Annotated in this window: 11 protein-coding genes and 1 pseudogene; 5 read left to right on the plus strand and 7 right to left on the minus strand. The window is 69.7% G+C overall.

All coding sequences use genetic code 11. From position 1 onward, the window contains the following. Positions 1-2: 2 nt before the first annotated feature. From LQ772_RS16120 to glk, 3 genes are all read right to left on the minus strand, one after another. Positions 3-2,279 carry a beta-N-acetylhexosaminidase gene (locus LQ772_RS16120; protein ID WP_231322301.1) on the minus strand — a complete coding sequence of 759 codons (2,277 nt, stop codon included), beginning with the start codon at positions 2,277-2,279 and terminating at the stop codon, positions 3-5. A gap of 149 nt (positions 2,280-2,428) precedes the next feature. Continuing rightward, positions 2,429-5,143 (minus strand): TonB-dependent receptor, encoded by a 2,715-nt coding sequence (locus tag LQ772_RS16125; protein ID WP_231322321.1) that lies wholly within the window; start codon positions 5,141-5,143, stop codon positions 2,429-2,431. Positions 5,144-5,237: 94 nt separating this feature from the next. Next, complete coding sequence (gene glk / locus LQ772_RS16130; RefSeq protein ID WP_231322323.1) at positions 5,238-6,269, minus strand: glucokinase; 1,032 nt, start codon at positions 6,267-6,269, stop codon at positions 5,238-5,240. A 403-nt stretch (positions 6,270-6,672) separates the two neighbouring features. Between glk and LQ772_RS16135 the strand changes: the two genes are divergently transcribed. The 4 genes from LQ772_RS16135 (at position 6,673) to nagA (ending at position 11,427) form a co-directional block, all read left to right on the plus strand. Further along, positions 6,673-7,974 carry a sugar MFS transporter gene (locus tag LQ772_RS16135; RefSeq protein WP_231322326.1) on the plus strand — a complete coding sequence of 434 codons (1,302 nt, stop codon included), beginning with the start codon at positions 6,673-6,675 and terminating at the stop codon, positions 7,972-7,974. A 65-nt stretch (positions 7,975-8,039) separates the two neighbouring features. After that, entirely contained in the window at positions 8,040-9,071 is a 1,032-nt protein-coding gene (locus tag LQ772_RS16140; protein ID WP_231322328.1) for a LacI family DNA-binding transcriptional regulator, read from the plus strand. 161 nt (positions 9,072-9,232) lie between these two features. Beyond that, a complete protein-coding gene (locus tag LQ772_RS16145) occupies positions 9,233-10,273 on the plus strand; it encodes an SIS domain-containing protein (protein ID WP_425600856.1) in 1,041 nt (346 codons plus the stop codon). Next, positions 10,273-11,427, plus strand: a complete 1,155-nt coding sequence (nagA, locus tag LQ772_RS16150) for an N-acetylglucosamine-6-phosphate deacetylase (protein ID WP_231322332.1) — start codon at positions 10,273-10,275, stop codon at positions 11,425-11,427. The genes LQ772_RS16145 and nagA overlap by 1 nt, the downstream gene beginning before the upstream one ends. Before the next feature lie 131 nt (positions 11,428-11,558). On the opposite strand, the gene LQ772_RS16155 is transcribed toward nagA, so the two are convergent. The 4 genes from LQ772_RS16155 to LQ772_RS16170 form a co-directional block, all read right to left on the minus strand. Further along, complete coding sequence (locus LQ772_RS16155) at positions 11,559-13,655, minus strand: S9 family peptidase (RefSeq protein WP_231322334.1); 2,097 nt, start codon at positions 13,653-13,655, stop codon at positions 11,559-11,561. A gap of 129 nt (positions 13,656-13,784) precedes the next feature. After that, a complete protein-coding gene (locus tag LQ772_RS16160; RefSeq protein ID WP_231322335.1) occupies positions 13,785-15,629 on the minus strand; it encodes a hypothetical protein in 1,845 nt (614 codons plus the stop codon). A gap of 10 nt (positions 15,630-15,639) precedes the next feature. Next, positions 15,640-16,545 carry an ABC transporter ATP-binding protein gene (locus LQ772_RS16165; RefSeq protein WP_231322337.1) on the minus strand — a complete coding sequence of 302 codons (906 nt, stop codon included), beginning with the start codon at positions 16,543-16,545 and terminating at the stop codon, positions 15,640-15,642. Positions 16,546-16,567: 22 nt separating this feature from the next. Continuing rightward, entirely contained in the window at positions 16,568-16,975 is a 408-nt protein-coding gene (locus LQ772_RS16170; RefSeq protein ID WP_231322339.1) for a GntR family transcriptional regulator, read from the minus strand. Positions 16,976-17,129: 154 nt separating this feature from the next. On the opposite strand from LQ772_RS16170, the pseudogene LQ772_RS16175 reads away from it, so the two are divergent. After that, a pseudogene (locus tag LQ772_RS16175) lies at positions 17,130-19,106 on the plus strand (bifunctional 2',3'-cyclic-nucleotide 2'-phosphodiesterase/3'-nucleotidase); the annotation flags it as partial. Positions 19,107-19,115 lie beyond the last annotated feature (9 nt).

The raw sequence follows: 19,115 nt of genomic DNA on the forward strand, positions 1-19,115 counted from the left end.
CGTCAGCGCGGGGCGTCCAGCGATAGCCGTCCAACCGCGTACAACGGCCCGTCGCCGGGCGCGGTGAAGGCCATGCACAGGTCGTGCGCTCCCCGCTGACGCTCGAAGTGCGCGTCGAGCGCGAAGCGGCGCGGCGCGGCGGTCGGGTCGGGCAGCGGCAGGGTCGCCAGGATGTCGCCCTCGCAGCTGTCGCGACGGATCACCAGCTCACCGAACGCGGTAGTCCTGGGCCGCTGCACTACCAGCGTGGCTTCATGCGCGAGCGCATAGTTGTTGGGCAGCCGGGCCAGTTCCACGTGCAGCGCCTGCGCGCCATCCAGCGGCGCGGCGGGCCACACCTGGCATGCGTTGAACAGATTGATCGTGTAGACCGGCCGCCGCGACGTGGCATCGGGCAACGGCTGCACACGCAGGCGGAACGGATTGCCCGGGCAGTTGACCAGCGTGTTGCCGTCGCGCGCATACAGGTCCGCCGCGTCGAAGCTGCGCACGCGCCGCGCCAGGATGCTGCCATCCGGCGCAAACGTGGTGGCGCGCACGGTCAGCGGCAGCGTCACCGCCAGCGGCTTTGCGTAGGCCGGTGAATCCGGATTGGGCGCGCTGCCGTCCAGCGTGTAGCGCATAGTGCCGAAGCCGGACTGGTTGGCCAGCGTGAGCGTCGTCCTGCCATGGGCGCGCGCGGCCGTTTCGTCGATCGCCATGGAAGGCGCGAAGGCGCTGTCGGCCCAGGTGATACCCGCTCGGCGGTAGCGCTCGAGCTGTGCTGGCAGGCGCGCGAGGAAGCCCTCCCAGTCATGGCGCGCCGGCGGCGTCCACAGCACTTCGGATAGCGCATCCAGCCGCGGGAACACCATGTACTGGACATGCCGCATGTCCGGCATGTGCTCGGTCCAGACATTGGCCTGCGCGCCCAGTATGTGCCGCGCCTGCGCCGCATCGAGCGCGGCCGGCACCGGTTCGAACGCGTAGATGTCGGCCAGGCTCTTGGGCGGGATGCGTCCGGTGGCCTCGTCGTCGCTGCTGCTCTGGAGCTGGTCGAAGTAGAGGTCCGGCGAGGGCGAGAGCACGACGTCGTGGCCCAGCTTCGCCGCATCGACCGCGCCTTCGGTGCCGCGCCAGGACATCACCATCGCGTCGCCCGGCACACCGCCCTGCAGGATCTCGTCCCAGCCGATCATGCGGCGCCCGTGCCGCTTCAGGTAGTCGCCCAGGCGGGCCATCATCCAGCTCTGCAGCTCGTCCTCGGTCTTAAGGCCCAGCGCCTTCATGCGCGCCTGCACCGCGGGCGAGGCCTGCCACTGGTCCTTCACCGCCTCGTCGCCGCCCAGGTGGATCCAGCGCGAGGGAAACAGCGTCATCACTTCGTCGAGCACGCTCTCCAGGAAATGGAGCGTGGGCTCGTCGACGTTGTACAGCGTGGTGTTGACGCCCCAGTCCGGCGACACCGCGATGCGCTTGCCGGTTACGCCGAACTGCGGATAGGAGGCGACCGCCGCGGTGGCGTGCCCGGGCAGGTCCAGCTCCGGCACGATGGTGATGCCGCGCGCGGCGGCGTAGGCGACCAGCGCGCGGATGGTCTCCTGGGTGTAGTAACCGCCGTAGCGCGCCGGCTCACCGTCCTCGCCCGCGGCCGGCGGCGTGCGCCACGCGCCGACGCGCGTGAGCTCGGGCCAGCGCTTGATCTCGATGCGCCAGCCCTGGTCGTCGGTCAGGTGCCAATGCAGCACGTCCAGTTTGTGCAGCGCCATCTGGTCGATCAGTGCGCGGATCTCGTCTGGGGTCTGCATGTGCCGGACCGAGTCGAGCATCAGTCCGCGCCAGGCGAAGCGCGGCGCGTCGGCGATGTGCAGCGCGGGGACTGCGTCCTGCCCAGCCTCGTCCAGCAACTGGTAAAGGGTGACCGTGCCATGCAGCAGTCCCGCATCGTCCGCGCCGACGATGCGGATGCCATCGACACCGACGTCGAGCGTGTAACCGCCGGCGGCCAGACCGGCATGCACATCGCGCACCAGCGCGATGGCGCCCGCGATGGGCGCGCCTTCGGCCAGGGCAAGGCGGGGCCCGTGCGTGCGAACCAATTGGGACATCAGGAATTGGGCCGCATGGCGCGCACCGTCGTCATGGGCGGGGATGCGCAACGGCGTGGCCGGTGCCAGCCTGAATTGGCCGTTGGCCAGGCGCAGCTGCGCGGGCCGCGGGATCAGCGAGGGTTCGACCGCTGCCGCGGAAGCGGAGGAGGCGGCCAGGCCCAGGAGCAGGCCGAGTAGCAAGCGGTGCATGCGTGGGCTCCATGGCAAAAAGCGGACCCGGCAAGCCGCCGGGCCCGGGCGGGGAGTTTGCCAAACTCCAAATGATCAGGACGCGGGCGGAACGCTCGTCGCGCTCCGCCCCCGCCCACCTTCTCCCGAGGGAGAGGGTTTCCGGCGCGTCAGAACTTGAAGCGCAGGTTGAGGTAGTACTGCCGGCCGTTGACGTAGAACGCGTACGGCTGCTTCCCGTAGGCGGCGTTCTGCGTGTAGTACTTGAGCTTGGGATTGTTGAGGTTCATCGCGTCCAGCGACAGCGACATCCAATCGGTCAGCTGCACGCCGACCGACGCGGCCAGGTTGCCGATGCCCTGCTGGAAGTAGGTGTCGGTGCGACTCACGCCGGCGTAGAACTCCGAGCGGTAGGTGTAGCTCACGCGCGCGTTGAAGCGCTGGTTCTCGAAGTAGCCCGACACGTTGTAGGTGTTCTTCGAGGTGCCCTGCAGCGGCACGTCGCCGGTGGCGTGGGCGTCGGCGTAGGTGTAGTTGGCCTGCACGCCGAAGTTGTCGCCGATCGGCTGGATGTAGTTGAGCTCGACGCCGCGCACCTTGCCGTCGACGTTGTGCGGCACGCTGATCAGGTAGTCGTTGAAGACGTCCTGGCCGGCCGCCTGGCTGGCCTGCATGTCCTTGAAGGTGCGCACCTCGTTGCCGAAGTTGACGTAGTCCTTCAGGTTCATCGCGTACACGCCGGCCGACACCAGGCCACGCGGCGAGAAGTACCACTCCAGCGCGGCATCGAAGTTGCTCGATACCAGCGGCTTGAGCTTGGGATTGCCGCCGCTGCCGGTGTGGGTCAGATCGTCGGCGGAAACGTAGCCGGCCAGCGCGGAATAGTCCGGCCGGGTCATCGTCTGCGAGGCGGCGAAGCGCAGCAGCACGTCGTCGGTGAGGGCGAACTTGAGGTTCGCGCTGGGCAGGAACTTGTCGTAGCTGGTCTGATAGGTGTTCCAGTAGTAGTCGCCGAAGGCCGAGCCGGTGATCGGGCCGGTGACCGTAGTGGCCTCGGCGTCCGGCGCCGTGCTGGTGTAGCCGATGTTTTCCTTGGTCTTGATGTAGCGCACGCCGACGTTGCCGCTGGCGATGCCCGACTGGAAGTTCAGCTGAAGGTAGGCGGCCGAGTCCTTCTCCTCCACCTTGTAGACATCGTTGAAGTAGAAGCGCGAGACCGGATCGCGGTTGGCGAAGGCGTCATCGATGGCCGCCAGCTGGCCGGGCGTCCAGTACCAGATCGGGCCGGGGAAACTGCCACCCAGCGAGCTGCCGAAGTCGCCCGGGTAGTGCTGCACGTTGGTCGGATAGGCGGCCGGGTCGGTCCAGTTGGTGGCGAAGTCCGGGCCCTGGGCGATCTCGCTCGGGTTCTGCCGCGTGTGCTTGGCGTAGCGCGCGCCGAACTGCAACGAGCTGATGGCGCCGTCGTCGAAGGCCAGTTCGCCGTCGAACTGCGCCCAGTCCTCCTTGTCCTTCACCTTGATGCCCTGGCCGCCGAAGATCCAGCCCATGTCGGGGCGGATGCCCGAGGTCGAGCTGTTGTCGCCGCCGAGCGTCCAGTTGATCGGCTTGTCCAGGCCGCGCATGTCCCAGCTGGCGCCTGCGCCGGCTGCGGTGCCCAGTTCCATCACGTCCTGGGTCGGGCTGGAACCGGTGCCGCGGGTGGTGCCGACCTGGCCTTTGAGCGTGAGGTGGTCGGTGACGCGCCAGTCGGCGTCGAGGGTCAGGTACTTCGATTCGGACTGCGCGCCCGGGCGCGAGATCTGGTCGTACACGCCGTAGGCGCCGGTGCCGCCGCTGATCGAGCCGCTGGTGACCACGTTGTTGTCGATCGAACCCGGGGTCAGCACGCCACCGTTGGCCAGCGCGCTGCTGGCCCACATCATGTAGTTGCGGTTGAAGTTGTCGGCCTTGAGCTTGGAGTAGAAGCCGTTGAGGTCGAGCGTGAGGTTGTCGGTCGGCTTGAACTCGATGTCGATCACGCCGCCCTTGCGCTCGCGCTGCTGTGTGAACAGCACCGCGCCGATTTCGTTGGGGTAGTAGACGGTGTTGCCGCCGATGGTGGTGGGCAGGTAGCCGCCGACCACTTCCTGGCCGTTGCGCTGCAGGCTGCGCTTCTCGTAGAAGGCCTGCACCATCACGCCGGCGGTGCCGCCGTCGTTCTTCCAGTTGAACAGGCCGCTGAACTGGGGCTTGGTATCGCCCGGCAGGTCCGAATACACGCCGCCGATCGACGCCTCGGCCGTCATCGGCTTGGCGAATTCCAGCGGCTTGCGCGTGATGATGTCGACCGAGCCGGCGCTGCCGCCCTCGACCAGGTGCGCCTCGGAACTCTTGTAGACCACCACCTGGTTGACGATTTCCGAGGGCAGCAGGCTGTAGCTGACGCTGCGGCCGACGGTCTGCACCTGGCTCAGCACGAACCAGTCGCCGGTGCCGATCGAGTGGCCGTTGACCAGAGTCTGGGTCAGGCTGGGCGCGGTGCCGCGCAGGCTCACGCGGTCGCTCTCGTCGAAGCCGCCTTCGCTGGCGCTGGAGGAGCTGATGTTCACGCCGGGCAGGCGCTGCAGGGTGTCGGCAACGTTCTTCGCCGGCAGCTTGCCGATGTCTTCGGCGGTCACGACCTCGACGTGCGAGTCGAACGCCTTCTTGGTTTCCAGCGATTCGGTTTCGGCATTGCGGATGCCGGTGACCGTGACGGTGCCCAGCTGCTTGACCTTGTCGCGGTCGGTGCGCGGGGTTGTGGCGTTGTCGCCGGTCTGCGTGGCGTCCTGGGCGTGCAGCGCGCCGGCCAGGCAAAGGCTGGCGACGATGCTTGCGGCTAACAGCGTTTTGCGGTGTGACATGGTGCTCCCCTCCAGTCGGATCAGCAGCACGCGCGTCGCGGTGATGCTGGTTGGTTGCAAGGGCTTGCGCCCGTTTGTTATGCGGTCTCGAAGCTCATCCCGGTTCGACGTGGCCGGCCAGGGCCAGGCCGGCCGCGCCGATCACGCCGTGCTGGCCGTGCTCCATCAGTCGTACGGGAACCTGTTGCAGGTACGGGCGCATCACGCCCTTGTTGAAGAAACGCTCGCGGAAGCGGCTGGCCAGCAGCAGCTGGCGGATCTGCGGCAGGATGCCGCCGGCGAGGAACACCCCGCCGCGCGCGCCGTAGAGCAGCACCAGGTCGCCGACGAAGCTGCCGAGCAGGCCGCAGAACACCTCCATCGCCTCGACCGCCACGGCGTCGCTCCGCATCAGCGCCGCGTGGGTGATCGCGGCGGGTTCGGCCAGCACGGCGGGCGTGCCGCGCAGCGTGCCGATCGCGCGGTAGAGGTTGCGCAGGCCGGGGCCGGACAACGCGTGCTCGAAGGCGACGTGCGCGCGCTCGCGCGCAAGCAGGCGCAGGATCTCGATCTCGCGCTCGTTGCCGGGCGCCAGCGCGATCTGTCCCGCTTCGGTGGCGAGCACGGTCGCGTGCGGCTGGCCCGGCAACAGCACCGCCGAGCCGAGGCCGGTACCCGGGCCCATCACCAGCACCGGCCCGCGCTGCGGCGGCGCGCTGGTCTCGATCACCGGCAGCGTGTCGGCGTCGGTGAGGAACTGGGTGGCCCAGGCAACCGCCTCGAAATCGTTGATGACCGCCAGGTGGTCCAGCGCCAGGGTTTCGCGGATGTCGCGGATCGACACCGGCCAGGCAAGGTTGTCGTTGACGATCGCGTCGTCCAGCACATAGCCGGCGCTCGCCACCACGCACTGGTCGATCGGCGCGGGCGCATCGAGGTAGGTGACGAAGTGCTGCAGCACGGCGGTGAGGCTGGGCCACTCGGCGCAGGCGTAGCGCTGGTAGCGCAGCACGGTGACCGGGCTGGCGCCGTTGGGCTGGCGACTGAGCAGGCCCACGCGCGCATGCGTCCCTCCGACGTCGGCCGCCAGCAGCAGGGACTCCTGCCTCAGGCGCTGCGGACTCCTCGAGTTGGCGACCTCGGCCACGACTCCTCCCTTTGCACTCTGGCACGGCGTCGCTGGACGTCGGCGGGGGCGGAGTCTGGACAGCGATGACAACGTTGTCAACGCGTTTTGGCGGCATTTTTGGAAGGTGGGTTTACGCGCCGCAACATGGATCGACGAACTAATGGCCGCGACATATGAAAAACTCGCGTCAAAGCCGCGATGCAGCTCACTTTGGCCGCTTTGCTCCGGCTTTGAGCGCGATGGCGCAGTGCGTCAGCGACACGGCGGATAGGCCATTGGTTGGTGCCATAAATGGGCGCGCTGGAAAGGCTCGCGACAGACATAAATTGACAACGATGGCCAGCGAGGCCATAAAGCCGGCCGGGGGAGCGCCCGCTGACGGCGCTCGCATCGCCATGCGTTTGCCTGACGGGAGCCGTCCATGTCGTCCACCACGCTCGCGACCGATCAACCCAGGCCCTCGGCGCTGGGGCCGATGCTGGTGATCGGGCTGTTGTTCTTCATCTTCGGCTTCGTGACCTGGCTCAATGGGCCGTTGATCGCCTTCGTCAAGCTCGCCTTCCAGGTGGAAGACGTCTACGCGTTCCTCGTGCCGTTCGCCTTCTACATTTCCTATTTCGTGTTCTCGCTTCCGGCGTCGATGGTCTTGCGGCGCACCGGCATGAAGAAGGGCATGGCGCTGGGACTGTTCGTGATGGCCGTCGGCGCGATGGCGTTCGGCCAGTTCGCGACCATGCGCATTTTCGCCGGCGCGTTGGTGGGCCTGTTCGTGATCGGCGCAGGCCTGTCGCTGCTGCAGACGGCGTCCAATCCCTACATCAGCATCCTGGGACCGATCGAAAGCGCGGCACAGCGCATCGCGGTGATGGGCATCTGCAACAAGGTGGCCGGCATCCTCGCGCCGATCCTGATCGGCTCGCTGGTGCTGGCCGGCATCGGCGACATCGACGCGCAGGTCCACGCGGCGGCCACGCCGCAGGCGCGCGAAGCGCTGCTGGATGCGTTCGCCGCGAAGATCCATGCGCCCTACCTGGGCATGGCCGTGCTGCTGGCGCTGCTGGCGATGTGGATCGTGCGATCGTCGCTGCCGGAGATCCGCCCGGCCAGCGCCAACAGCGAGCAGGCGGATGATGCCGACACCAGCATCCTGGGCTTTCCACACCTGTGGCTGGGCGTGCTGTGCCTGTTCGTGTACGTGGGCGTGGAAGTGATGGCGGGCGACGCGATCGGTACCTACGGCGCCGGGTTCCACCTGCCGCTGGACCAGACCAAGTTCTTCACCGCCTTCACCCTGGGCGGCATGTTGCTCGGCTACGTGGCCGGCCTGGTGCTGATCCCGCGCATCATCTCGCAGCAACGCTACCTTGCGGTGTCGGCGGTGCTGGGCGTGCTGTTCAGCGTGTGCGCCTATCTCACCCGGGGCTATGTCTCGGTCGGCTTCGTGGCGGCGCTGGGGTTCGCCAACGCGATGATGTGGCCGGCGATCTTTCCGCTGGCGATCAACCGGCTGGGCCGCCACACCGAGGCCGGCTCGGCGCTGCTGATCATGGGCATCGCCGGCGGCGCGGTGGTGCCGCAGCTGTTCGCACACCTGAAGACGCACTACGACTTCCAGTTGGTGTTCGCGGCGCTGATGGTGCCCTGCTACCTCTACATCCTGTTCTACGGCTTGCGTGGTTACCGCGTGGGCCTGCGTGATGGCGATGGCGCGCGCCCGCAGTGAAGGCACCGCCACGCCGGCGTGGCGGTGGGCTAGGATGGCGCGCCAGCCCTGCGGAGAACCCGTCGTTGCGTCACGCCACCATCAAGGACGTCGCCAAGCGCGCCGGCGTGTCGCTGAAGACCGTATCGCGGGTGATCAATCGCGAAGCCTCGGTACGCGAGGACACGCGCGAGAAGGTCGAGCGGGCGATCGAGGCGCTGGGCTACCGTCCCAACCTCTCCGCGCGCAGCCTGCGCGCGGCGCATTCCTATGCGATCGGACTGGTCTACGACAATCCGAACGCGCACTACGTCATCAGCATGCAGAACGGCGTGCTGTCGGCCTGCCGCGAGCGCGGCTTCGGCCTGCAGATCCATCCCTGCGATTCGACCTCGCCGCAACTGGCCGAGGAGCTGTGCGCATTGGTGCGCCGCTCCCGCCTGGCCGGCCTGGTGCTGGCGCCCCCGATGTCCGAGCAGCCGCAGCTGATCGCCACGTTGAAGGCCCACGACATCGCCTTCGTGCGCATCCTGGCGGCGCGCACCGATCCGGCCGACGGCTCGCCCTGCGTCTGGGTGGACGACCGCGACGCGGCGTATGCGATCACCGAGCATCTGATCCAGCTTGGCCACACGCGGATCGGCTTCCTGTGGGGCGAGCCGCATCATCGTTCCAGCCCCGAGCGCTACCAGGGCTATGCCGATGCACTCAAGGACTACGGCATCGCGCTCAACAAGAAGCTGATCCTGCCGGGACGCTACGCGTTCGACGACGGCTTCCGCGGGGCGCGCAAGCTGCTGGCGCTGAAGGAGCCGCCGACCGCGATCTTCGGCAGCAACGACGAGATCGCTGCTGGCGTGCTGGCGGCGGCACGGTCGGCCGGGCTGGACGTGCCGTGGGATCTGTCGATCGCCGGCTTCGAGGACAACCCGTTTTCCAAGCAGGCCTGGCCGGCGCTGACCACCGCGCGGCAGTCGACCGCCGAGATCGGGCGGCATGCGGCGTTGCGCCTGATGGCCGAACTGCAGCAGGGCGCATCGGCGCCGGATACCGGGAACGAGGGATTCGTGCCGGAGCTGGTGGTGCGCGGGTCGACGGCACCGCCGCGGAAAAGCTGAAGCTTCGTTCGGGCAGGACCTCCCGCCTCGTGCCCTCCCCGCCCAGAGGCTGGCGTGAGGTCTCCTCGCCGCCGCACACCCCTACTTTCTCCGAACGCCCACCCACCCTTCGGGCGCCCTCTCCCGGAAGGAGAGGGAACGCGCATGCGCATTTCCCCGGGATCCCCATGAAATCACCCCATGACACCCTGATGTACCAGGAGGCGCAGTCGGCCGCCGACGTGATCGCGCACCAGCTCGCCGCCAACGCCGGGCTGCTGACCGAGCTCGGCGAGCGGCTGCGCACGCAGCCGCCGCGCTGCATCGTCACCTGTGCGCGCGGCAGCTCCGACCATGCCGCCGCCTACGCGAAGTACGTGTTCGAGACACGCCTGGGCGTGGTCACCGCGTCGGCCTCGCCGGCGGTGAGTTCGATTTACGACGCGCCGCTGCAACTGGACGGTGCGCTGTTCCTGGCGATCTCCCAATCGGGCAAGAGCCCGGACCTGCTGCTCAGTGCCCAGGCAGCCAGGGCGGCCGGCGCGCAAGTGGTGGCGCTGGTCAACGACACCGATTCCCCGCTCGCGCGGTTGGCCGACACGGTGGTGCCCTTGCACGCAGGTCCCGAGCGCAGCGTCGCGGCCACCAAGAGCTACCTGGCCACCCTCTCGGCGGTGCTGCAGCTGACCGCCTGCTGGAGCGGCGACGAGGCGCTGCACGGCGCGCTCGACCGGCTGCCCGGCGACCTGCGCCAGGGTTGGGAGGCGGACTGGCGCGCGCTCGGGGAGGGCCTGCGCGAGGTACACAACCTGTTCGTGGTCGGCCGGGGCTACGGCTTCGGCGCCGCGCTCGAAGCCGCGCTGAAATTCAAGGAAACCTGCGGCCTGCACGCCGAGGCCTTCAGTGCGGCGGAAGTGAAGCACGGACCGATGGCGCTGGTCGGCACCGGCTTCCCCGTGCTGGTGTTCGCCCAGGAAGACGGCTCGCTGGAGGGCACCCTCGCGGTCGCTGCCGAGTTCCGCGCGCGTGGCGCGCGGGTCTGGGTGGCCGCGCCCGGCGCGAGCGGCCCCGACGCGTTGGCGCTGCCGGCCGGCGTGCCGGCGATCACCACGCCGCTGCTCGCGGTGCAGAGTTTCTATCGCGCAGCCAGCGCGCTTTCACTGGCGCGCGGCTACGATCCGGATGTTCCGCCGCACCTGCGAAAAGTCACGGAGACGTTGTGATGCTTCAGCCCCTACTCGCCCTGGTCCACGGTCGCGTGCTGACCGACGAGGGCCTGCGCGAGGATGTCGTGGTGCTCGTGCGCGAAGGCCACGTGCTCGCGCTGGCCGCGCCCGACGATCCGCGCGTGGCGCAGGCGCAACGCCACGACCTGGCCGGCGCGCTGCTGCTGCCCGGCTTCATCGACGTGCAGGTCAACGGGGGCGGCGGGCTGTTGTTCAACGACGCGCCCACGGTGGAGGCGCTGCGCGGCATCGCCCTGGCGCACCGGCGCTTCGGCACCACCGGCCTGCTGCCTACCCTGATCACCGACACCGCCGCCAAGATGCGCGCGGCGCTGGACGCCGTGGACGCGGCGATCGCGCAATCGGTGCCCGGCATCCTCGGCATCCACCTCGAAGGTCCCTTCCTCGCCCCCGCGCGCAAAGGCATCCACGATGCCTCGCTGTTCCGCACGCCCGACACCGATGACCTGCTCGCGCTCACCGCGCAGCGCCGCGGCGTGGTCATGCTGACCCTCGCGCCCGAGCAGGTGGCGCCGCCGGTGATCGCGCGCCTGGCCGAGGCCGGCGTGCGCGTGGTCGCCGGCCACACGGGCGCCGACTACGCCACCACGCGCGCCGCGCTGGATGCGGGCGTGTGCGGCTTTACCCATCTCTACAACGCCATGACCCCGCTCACCAGCCGCGAGCCAGGCGTGGTCGGCGCGGCGCTGGACGATCCGGCCAGCTGGTGCGGGCTGATCGTCGACGGCCACCACGTGCACCCGGCCTCGCTGCGCATCGCCATCAACGCCAAGCCGCCGGGCAAATGCGTGCTGGTCACCGACGCGATGCCGCCGGTCGGCAGCGCGCGCGCGGAGTACGTGCTCAATGGCCAGACCATCGTCGCGCGCGACGGCATCTGCATGAACGACTCGGGCGTGCTCGCCGGCAGCGCGCTGGACATGGCCGGCGCCGTGCGCAACACGGTCAACCTGCTCGGGCTGCCACTGGCCGAGGCATCGCGCATGGCCAGCACCTATCCGGCCGAGTGGCTCGGACTGGAACAGACCCACGGCCGCATCGCGCCCGGCCAGCGTGCCGACTTCGCCGTGCTGGACGACACGCTGCACGTGCGCGAGACCTGGATCGGCGGCGAACGCCGGATCGCGTGATCGACGGTCGACGCGGCCGGCCGAACTGACACCGGCGCCGCTGCCGCAACGACCGCGAGGCGCCCCCACGGCAATCCGTGCCGCAGTCCCGCGGCCGCGGTCCGGCATCCCGTCCCGATGGACCACAGCGACTACGGTCGCGACGGCGCGAGCCCCGCCGCCTGCAGGTCGCTGCCGGCGATGCGCAGGCTGCGCGCGAGATACTCGCGCAGCACCGGATCCAGCGGCTCGGGCGCGGCGCCGCCCAGATGGCGATGCAGCATCAGCACGATCAGGTAGAGCTGCGCCTCGCGCGCCACCGGGTCGGCGTTGGAATGTCCGGCATCGGCATCGACCAGCAGGCTCACGTCCTTGCCAAGTTGCTTCAGCCGCGCGGCGTAACCCAGCACGCCGCGGATCGCCACGCGGCGGTCTTCGCCACCGGCGTACAGCAGCAGCGGCCGGTTCATCTCCCGCGCATGGGCCAGCGGCGCCTGCGCATGCAGGCGCGCCATCGTGGCGGCGTCGCGGGGGTCGAGCGAAAGCGCGGCGAGCCAGGAATCGAGAGGGATGTAACGCGCCAGCGCCAGCGCCTCGGTGGTGCGCCCGACCCAGTCAAGGACCCAGGCGAAGTCCGGCGGCGGCACCATCGCCACGCCCACCTTGAACAGCTGCGGCTGGAAGGTGACGCCCAGCAAGGTGCTGTAACCGCCGAAGGACGCGCCGATGATGCCTACGCGATCGGCATCGCCGATGCCCCGGCCGAGCAGCCAGCGCGTGCCTTCGACGATGTCCTGCTGCACCCGCCCGTTGCCGAAGTCGCCCTGTGCCGCCATCGAATAGCGCCGGCCCAGACCGGTGGAACCGCGGAAGTTCGGTTCGAACACCGCGTAGCCGCGATTGACCAGCGCCTGCACGAAGCCACCGCCGAACTCGTCCGGGCGCGAGGCGTTCCAGGGTCCGCCATGCACCAGCACCACCAGCGGCAGGCGTGCCGGGTCGACGCCTGGCGGCAGCCACACGAAGCCGTGCAGGCGCATGCCGTCGGAGGCGTTCCACGCGAGCGGCAGCTTGCGCGGCATCGCCGCCTCGGGCAGCCACTGCGCGGGACGGCCGTCGCGATCGGCCAGCGGCGCAAAGGCGAGGATGTCGCGCAGCCCGCCGGTGCGCACGTCGTACAGGTGCCAGCGCGCGCCGTGCAAGGTGCTGGCCTGCTCCTGGACGAGCCAGTGCGTGGCGCCGATGGCGACCTCCAGATTGCGCCCCGGATAGCGTGCTTCGAGCGTGGCCAATGCGTCGTGCGCCGCCGCGTCGAGTCCATGGCTGGCCGCCACGGTGCCGCGGTAGCTGGCGATGCGCGGCGTGCCGTCGGCCGGGTCGAGCGCGAGCGTGTCCAGATCGGCCTCGCCGCGTGGGTCATCGTGCAGCGTGGTCAGCGTTCCATCCGGCTCCAGCCGGCGCAGGCCGTCGAAACCGTCGCCGAGGTCGCTGCGCAGGAGCAGCCGGCCCCGTGTGTCGACCAGCGGCAGCGGCGCGCAACGATGCAGCCCGGTACAGCGCAGGACCTCGTGCAGGCTCCCGGATGCATCGACGCGGTGGAACACCAGCGCCGCACCTTCCACGCGCTCGACGAAGGCCAGTCGTCCGCTGCGCTCGAGCGTGGCATCGACCAGTTGCCGCGCGTCTTCCCGCAGCAGCGTCCGATGCCCCTGCATGTCCACCCGCACCAGGCGCCAGCGCTCGGGTGCGTCCAGCGAGGCCGGTACGCGCTCGCGCAGCAGTACCGCGGCCGGCTGCAGCGGGTCGATGCGCAACAGCTCGCGCTGTTCGCGTCCGCCCAGCGGCGCGACCAGGCGCGAACCGCCCTGCCCCGCGGCAGCCACGGCGAACAGCTGGGTGGGCGAGGCGAGCAGCAGCCAGCGGCCGTCCTGCGACCAGTCGATCTGCCTGGCGTCGGTGCCGCCCAGCAGGCGCCGGGGTTCGCCGCCGTCGGCCGGCAACACCCACAGGCTGCGGTGGCCGGCCTGCTCGCGCAGGTAGGCGACCTGCCGCCCGTCGGGCGACAGCGCCACGGCCGGGGTCGCGCTGCGCACCAGGAAAGTGGCGCGGGGGTAGTGCGGCGCGACCGGACGGGCGCGTTCGCGCGCGACGGCCGCATGGAGCGCGTCGTCCGCTGCGCGGCAGGGCAGCGCCGGCAGCAGGAACGGCAGGACGCACAGGAGGCGCAGAAGTTGGATGGTCGAGCGCATGAGCGTCTCCTCGGGCGTCGGACGCTTCGTGGGTGGTGCGAGGCAGGAGCGACCCTTCACCCAACCCTTCCCCCTTCCTTGATGCGAGTCGGGGGAGAGGGCGCGGGTCCGGGCCGGCGGGAAAGCGGGCTACGCGGCGGCCGGTTCCAGGCGCGTGCGGGGCGCGGGCTCATGGGCCGGATAGAGCAGCCACAGGCTGGCCAGCGCCGGCAGGCCGATCGCGCCGCAGGCGACCACCCAGGCGACCTTCCCCAGCAACGACAGCGGGCGGAGGCGCACCAGCCACAGCGCGGCCAGCGACGCCACCAGCATCAACGCGCCGGCCAGCCACAGGATCGCCCGCGGCCTCGGTTCCGGGTTGGCGACCTGCATCGGATCGGGCGCGGCGAACAGGCCGGTCACGCCCTGGCGCAACGCATACAGCGCGGGCGAGGGCCACCACGACTGGTAGCGGAACCATGCCGGGTAGTCGAACGCGATCGGCCGCCGCGCCGCGAGCGTGACGCGGCCGTCGTCGTGCACCCAGGTGACGGTCTGGTACGGCGCGGCGCCCGCCATCGTGTAGTCGTAGTTGGTGTATGCGTTGGAGACCAGGTAGCCGTCGACCAGCTCGATCAGTTCCAGGTTGTGCAGGCCGCCGGGACCGCCGGGAATGGGCATGCGCTGGCGCGGACGGAGCAGGTTTTCGCTCGCCACCACGTCGCGGCCGTCGAAGAAATACAGCGCCCGGTTGCTTAGGGCGACCAGGTTCTCGCCGACCGGCGCGGTGGCAAGCAGCCACTCGCCGTCCGGCAACCGGATGCGCGGGAACACGCGGCCGGTTTCGCTCACGTAGTGGTAGAGCATGTTGCCGGCCAGCAGGCTGCGGTCTTCCTTCGGCTGGCCGGGGAGTCCACGGGTGGCCACGGCTGGCGCGGGGAACGCCGCGTTGGCGTCGCCCACGCCGAGCGTGCCGACGGCACGGCCGCCGGCGATGCGGTAGCCGGACAGGCGCATGCGGTCGTGGCTGAAGGTCCAGCGCACGCCGCGCGCCGGGTCGTCGAAGTCGACCGGCGCGGCATTGGTGAGCGCACCGCGAACCGGCACCTCGTCGAGATCCGGCGCGATCGCCACCACGTCCGACAGCGCCACCTGTTCGCGCCACAACGGCGCTTCCGGTGCGGTACTGGCCGCCAGCCCGGCGAGCATGCGCTGCTGCGGCGTCATGCGCTCGGTTTCGTTCTGGCCGCCGCGCGGCGGCGTGTCGGTGTTGTTCGGATGGGTGCCCTGCACCATCCAGATGACCTGCGCGCCGACCTGGACCACCACGATGATCGCCACATAGACGGCCATTTGCAGCGGCAAGGCCAGCAGCACGGTCGCCCCCAGGCTTCGCGGCGGCGCCGACAGATCCGGCTTGAACGACGCCACCGCCATCGCGGCAAGCCAAGCCAGGGCGAAGACCTGCATCAGCAACGCCCACGCACCGCTGGCCTGGCTGGCGACCGGCACCAGCAGCAGCACCAGCGCGGCGACCGCGCTGCGCGGGCGGCCCAACATGCAGCAGGCACCGGCGAGGTAGCCGCAGGCGGCCAGCGACCATGCCGCCAGCGGAAGCAGCCAGTGGCGCAGGTCGACCACGCGCGCGGTAAGCCCGGCCTGGTAGGCGGCGGCCAGCAGCACCGGCAGCGCCACCGCGACTGCCAGCCACACCAGCCCCGCGCCGAGCAGCGCGGTGGCGATGCGCCCCGGTGCGAGCGGGCGGTGCAGCAGGTTTAGCCACACGTTCGGGCGGCGATAGCTGCCCATCTGGTAAAGCCCCAGGAGCACGCCGGCCAGCACGTCGACACCACCGAATACGCGGTAGACGAAGATCGGCTGCTGGGCCAGGTCGACCAGGCGGGTGAAGAACAGCAGCACCAGCAGATGCACCGCGAACGCACCGAGCGCCCAGCCGCGGAAGCGCAGCAGCTCGGCCTTGATCAGGTCACGCATGTCGCCCTCCTCATGCCGCGGCCGGCATCGCGTGGTTCTTGGCCAGGAAGCCGTTGACCGCGCGGTCCAGGCTCACCGGCATGCTCTGCACCGTGCGCGCACCGGCGCCGCGCAGGAATTGCGCGAACGCCTCGTCCTGGTCGAGCACCAGGTAATGGTGCAGGCCGTCGATGCGCTGCACCTGCAGCAGGCCCGGCACGCTGGCCGGCGGCGGGCCGGCGAACGGAATGTCGGCGACCCAATGCGTGACGCGCGCGCAGAACTCCTCCGGCGCCGACATGTGCGCGAGGCGTCCCCGCTCGAGGATGATCAGGTTCTCGGCGACGCGCTCGATCTCTTCCATCTGGTGCGAGCAATAGATCACCGTGCAGGACTCGGCCGCGCTGGAATACATCAGCGATTCAAGGAAGGCGCGCTTGGCCACCACGTCCAGGCCCAGCGTGGGTTCATCCAGCACCAGCAGTTCCGGTGCCTGCGCGAGGGTCAGCGCGAGGTTGAAGCCGGCGCGCTCGCCGCGCGAGAGCTGCCCGACCTTCTGCTCGGGCAGCACGTGGTAGTGCCCGATCACCTCGTCGTAGGCGCGCTGGTTCCAGCGCGGATACTGGTGGCGCTGCATGGCGGCCACGGCCGAGACGCGCATCCAGTTGGGCAGCGTGTGTTCCTCGTTGACGAAGCCGATGCGGCCGCGGTCCTCGGGGGTCAGCCGCTGGCTGTCGCGTCCGAGGATGCGCGCGCTGCCGCTGGTCGGCGGCAGGAAGCCGAGCAGGATGCGGAACAGCGTCGACTTGCCGGCGCCGTTGGCGCCGACGATCGCGTGGATGCGGCCGGCAGCGATGGACAGGTCCAGCGCGTCGAGCGCGAGTTTGGTGCCGTACTGTTTGGTCAGGGCGCGGGTTTCGATGACGTGGTCGGTCATGGCTCAAGGGTTCTCGGGCAGGTCAGGCGCTTTTTCGGGACAACACCTGGAGCGCGCGGTCCAGCCGCGCCAGCGCGCGGTCGGGCGGGTAATCGAGCGCCGCCACTTCGTGCACGAAGGCCTGGATCGCCTCGTCCATGCGTCGGTCGCGCTCGCCGTTGGAGAGCCGCTGGCGCGGCCTTGCGACGAACAGGCCCAGTCCCTGGCGCGACTCCAGCCATCCTTCACTGGTGAGCTCGGCGTAGGCCTTGGCCACGGTGTTGGGATTGATCGTCAATTGCTGGGCCAGGCCGCGCACGCTGGGCAGCTGGTCCCCGGGGCTGAGTTCCGCGGTGGCGATCTTCATGCGCACGCCGTCGACGATCTGCTTGCTGATCGGGCGCGCGTCGCCGGTGGCGATCTGGAGCATCAGGGCCTGGCTGCGGGGCATCTTCGTCTGTCCTGTCTGTACTGTGTGTAGTAGTACAGTCGTCCTTGCGGCCTGTCAAGCGCCGCAGGCCGGGACAGGACAGCGCAGCGCCGCCCTTCGCTCCGTCGATCTGCTACGTTCCCGGCCCTGCCCGTTTGCTGCCGGACGTTTCCCGATGTCGCTCCGCCCGCTGTTGCCCCTGCTCGCCGCCGTCGTGCTCGCCGGTTGCGCCTCCAGCCCCATCGCGCCCGCCGTGGCACCCGATGGCACCCGCGCCGACGTGGCGATCCTAGAAACCACCGACGTCCATGCGAACGTGCTGAGCTGGGACTACTTCAAGGCCAAGGACGACCCAACGGTTGGCTACGAGCGCGTCGCCACGCTGATCCGCCGCGCACGCGCCGAATTCCCCAACAGCTTCCTGTTCGACAGCGGCGACACCATCCAGGGCACCGTGCTGGCCGACTACCAGGCAATGGTCGCGCCGCTCGGCTGCGCGCAGGAATTGGCCATCTACCAGGCAATGGACGCGGTCGGCTACGACGGCGGCACCGCCGGCAACCACGAGTTCAACTACGGCCTGCCGTTCCTCTCGCAGGTCACCGGCACCCCGATGGAGATCGACGGCAAGCGCACTGCGCATTGCTCGGGCCCGCACTTCCCGCTGGTGCTGTCCAACGTGTTCGACGCGAAGAGCGGCCAGCCGATCTTCAAGCCGTGGACGATGGTGAAAAAGACCATCGAGGCCTACAGCGCCGACGGCAGTCGCCTGCAGGTGCCGCTCAAGGTGGCGATCATCGGCTTCACGCCGCCGCCGATCCTCAAGTGGGACCAACGCAACCTGCAAGGCAAGGTCACCGTCAGCGGCGTGGTCGAGGCGGCGCGGCGCTACCTGCCGCAGATCCAGGCGCAGCACCCGGACCTGGTGGTGGCGATCCTGCACGGCGGGCTCAACACCGCGCCGTACACCAGCGACATGGAGAACGGCGGCTGGTACCTGGCCGGCGTGCCGGGCATCGACGTGCTGCTGCTGGGCCACTCGCATACCGAATTCCCGGGCCCGCGCTACGAAGGCATGAAGGACGTCGACGCCAGGCGCGGCTTCGTGCGCGGCAAGCCGGCGGTGATGGGCGGCTTCTTCGGCAAGGACCTGGGCGTGATCAAGTTGGCGCTCGAGCGCACGAACGGTCGCTGGACCATCGACCGCGACGACACGCACAGCGAGGTGCGCCCGATCTGCCCGCGCAAGAACCAGTGCGTGCCGGTCGACCCGACGATCGCGCCGCTGGTGGCGCAGGCGCACAATGCCACGGTGGCCTACGTGAACACGCCGATCGGTGAGGCGAAGCTGCGCCTGTCGAGCTATTTTTCCGACGAGGGCGACATGACCGCGCTGGCGGTGGTCAACGCCGCCCAGCGCGACTACGTGCAGCGTGAACTGCCCAAGCTGCACCCCGAACTGGCCGGCGTGCCGGTACTCGCCGCGGCGGCCGCCTTCCGCACCGGTTTCGGCGGTCCCGACGACTACACCGACGTGCCGCCCGGCCCGCTCACCCTGCGCAGCGCGGCGGACCTGTACTTCTATCCGAACACGCTCGCCGCGGTGAAGACCGATGGTGCGGGCGTGAAGGCGTGGCTGGAGAAATCGGCCGCACGCTTCAACCGCATCGACCCGGCCAGGACCGGCGAGCAGGCGCTGATCAACACCCACGTGCCGGGCTTCAACTTCGACCAGATCCAGGGCGACCTCGCCTACGTGATCGACGTGAGCAAGCCCGTCGGCGAGCGCATCGTGGAGCTCCGGTACCAGGGCAAGCCGGTGACGCCGGCGCAGCCGTTCATCGTCGCCACCAACAACTACCGCGCCAGCGGCGGCGGCAACTTCCCCGGGCTCGACGGCAGCAACACCGTGCTCGCTTCGCAGGATGGCGTGAGAGAGATCGTCGCCGCCTGGCTCAAGCGCATCGGCACGCTCGGTCGCGCCCAGCTGCCCGGCGCCTCGTGGCGCTTCGCGGCGCTGAAGACGCGCGGCGCGGTCACCTTCACCGCCGCTGCGGGCAAGCAGGCCATCGCCGCCGCCGATGGTGCGACGGGCATCCGCCAATTGCGCGAGAACGGCGACGGCACGGCGACTTACGCGATCGACCTGGCCGGGCCCGTG

The organism is Frateuria edaphi, assembly GCF_021117405.1.
In the GTDB taxonomy this organism is placed as follows: domain Bacteria; phylum Pseudomonadota; class Gammaproteobacteria; order Xanthomonadales; family Rhodanobacteraceae; genus Frateuria_A; species Frateuria_A edaphi.

Coding starts and splice junctions, on each gene's coding strand:
- LQ772_RS16120 (WP_231322301.1), bottom strand. CDS start 2,279: ATGCACCGCTTGCTACTCGGCCTGCTCCTGGGCCTGGCCGCCTCCTCC.
- LQ772_RS16125 (WP_231322321.1), bottom strand. CDS start 5,143: ATGTCACACCGCAAAACGCTGTTAGCCGCAAGCATCGTCGCCAGCCTT.
- LQ772_RS16135 (WP_231322326.1), top strand. CDS start 6,673: ATGTCGTCCACCACGCTCGCGACCGATCAACCCAGGCCCTCGGCGCTG.
- LQ772_RS16160 (WP_231322335.1), bottom strand. CDS start 15,629: ATGCGTGACCTGATCAAGGCCGAGCTGCTGCGCTTCCGCGGCTGGGCG.
- LQ772_RS16170 (WP_231322339.1), bottom strand. CDS start 16,975: ATGCCCCGCAGCCAGGCCCTGATGCTCCAGATCGCCACCGGCGACGCG.
- nagA (WP_231322332.1), top strand. CDS start 10,273: ATGCTTCAGCCCCTACTCGCCCTGGTCCACGGTCGCGTGCTGACCGAC.
- LQ772_RS16155 (WP_231322334.1), bottom strand. CDS start 13,655: ATGCGCTCGACCATCCAACTTCTGCGCCTCCTGTGCGTCCTGCCGTTC.
- LQ772_RS16165 (WP_231322337.1), bottom strand. CDS start 16,545: ATGACCGACCACGTCATCGAAACCCGCGCCCTGACCAAACAGTACGGC.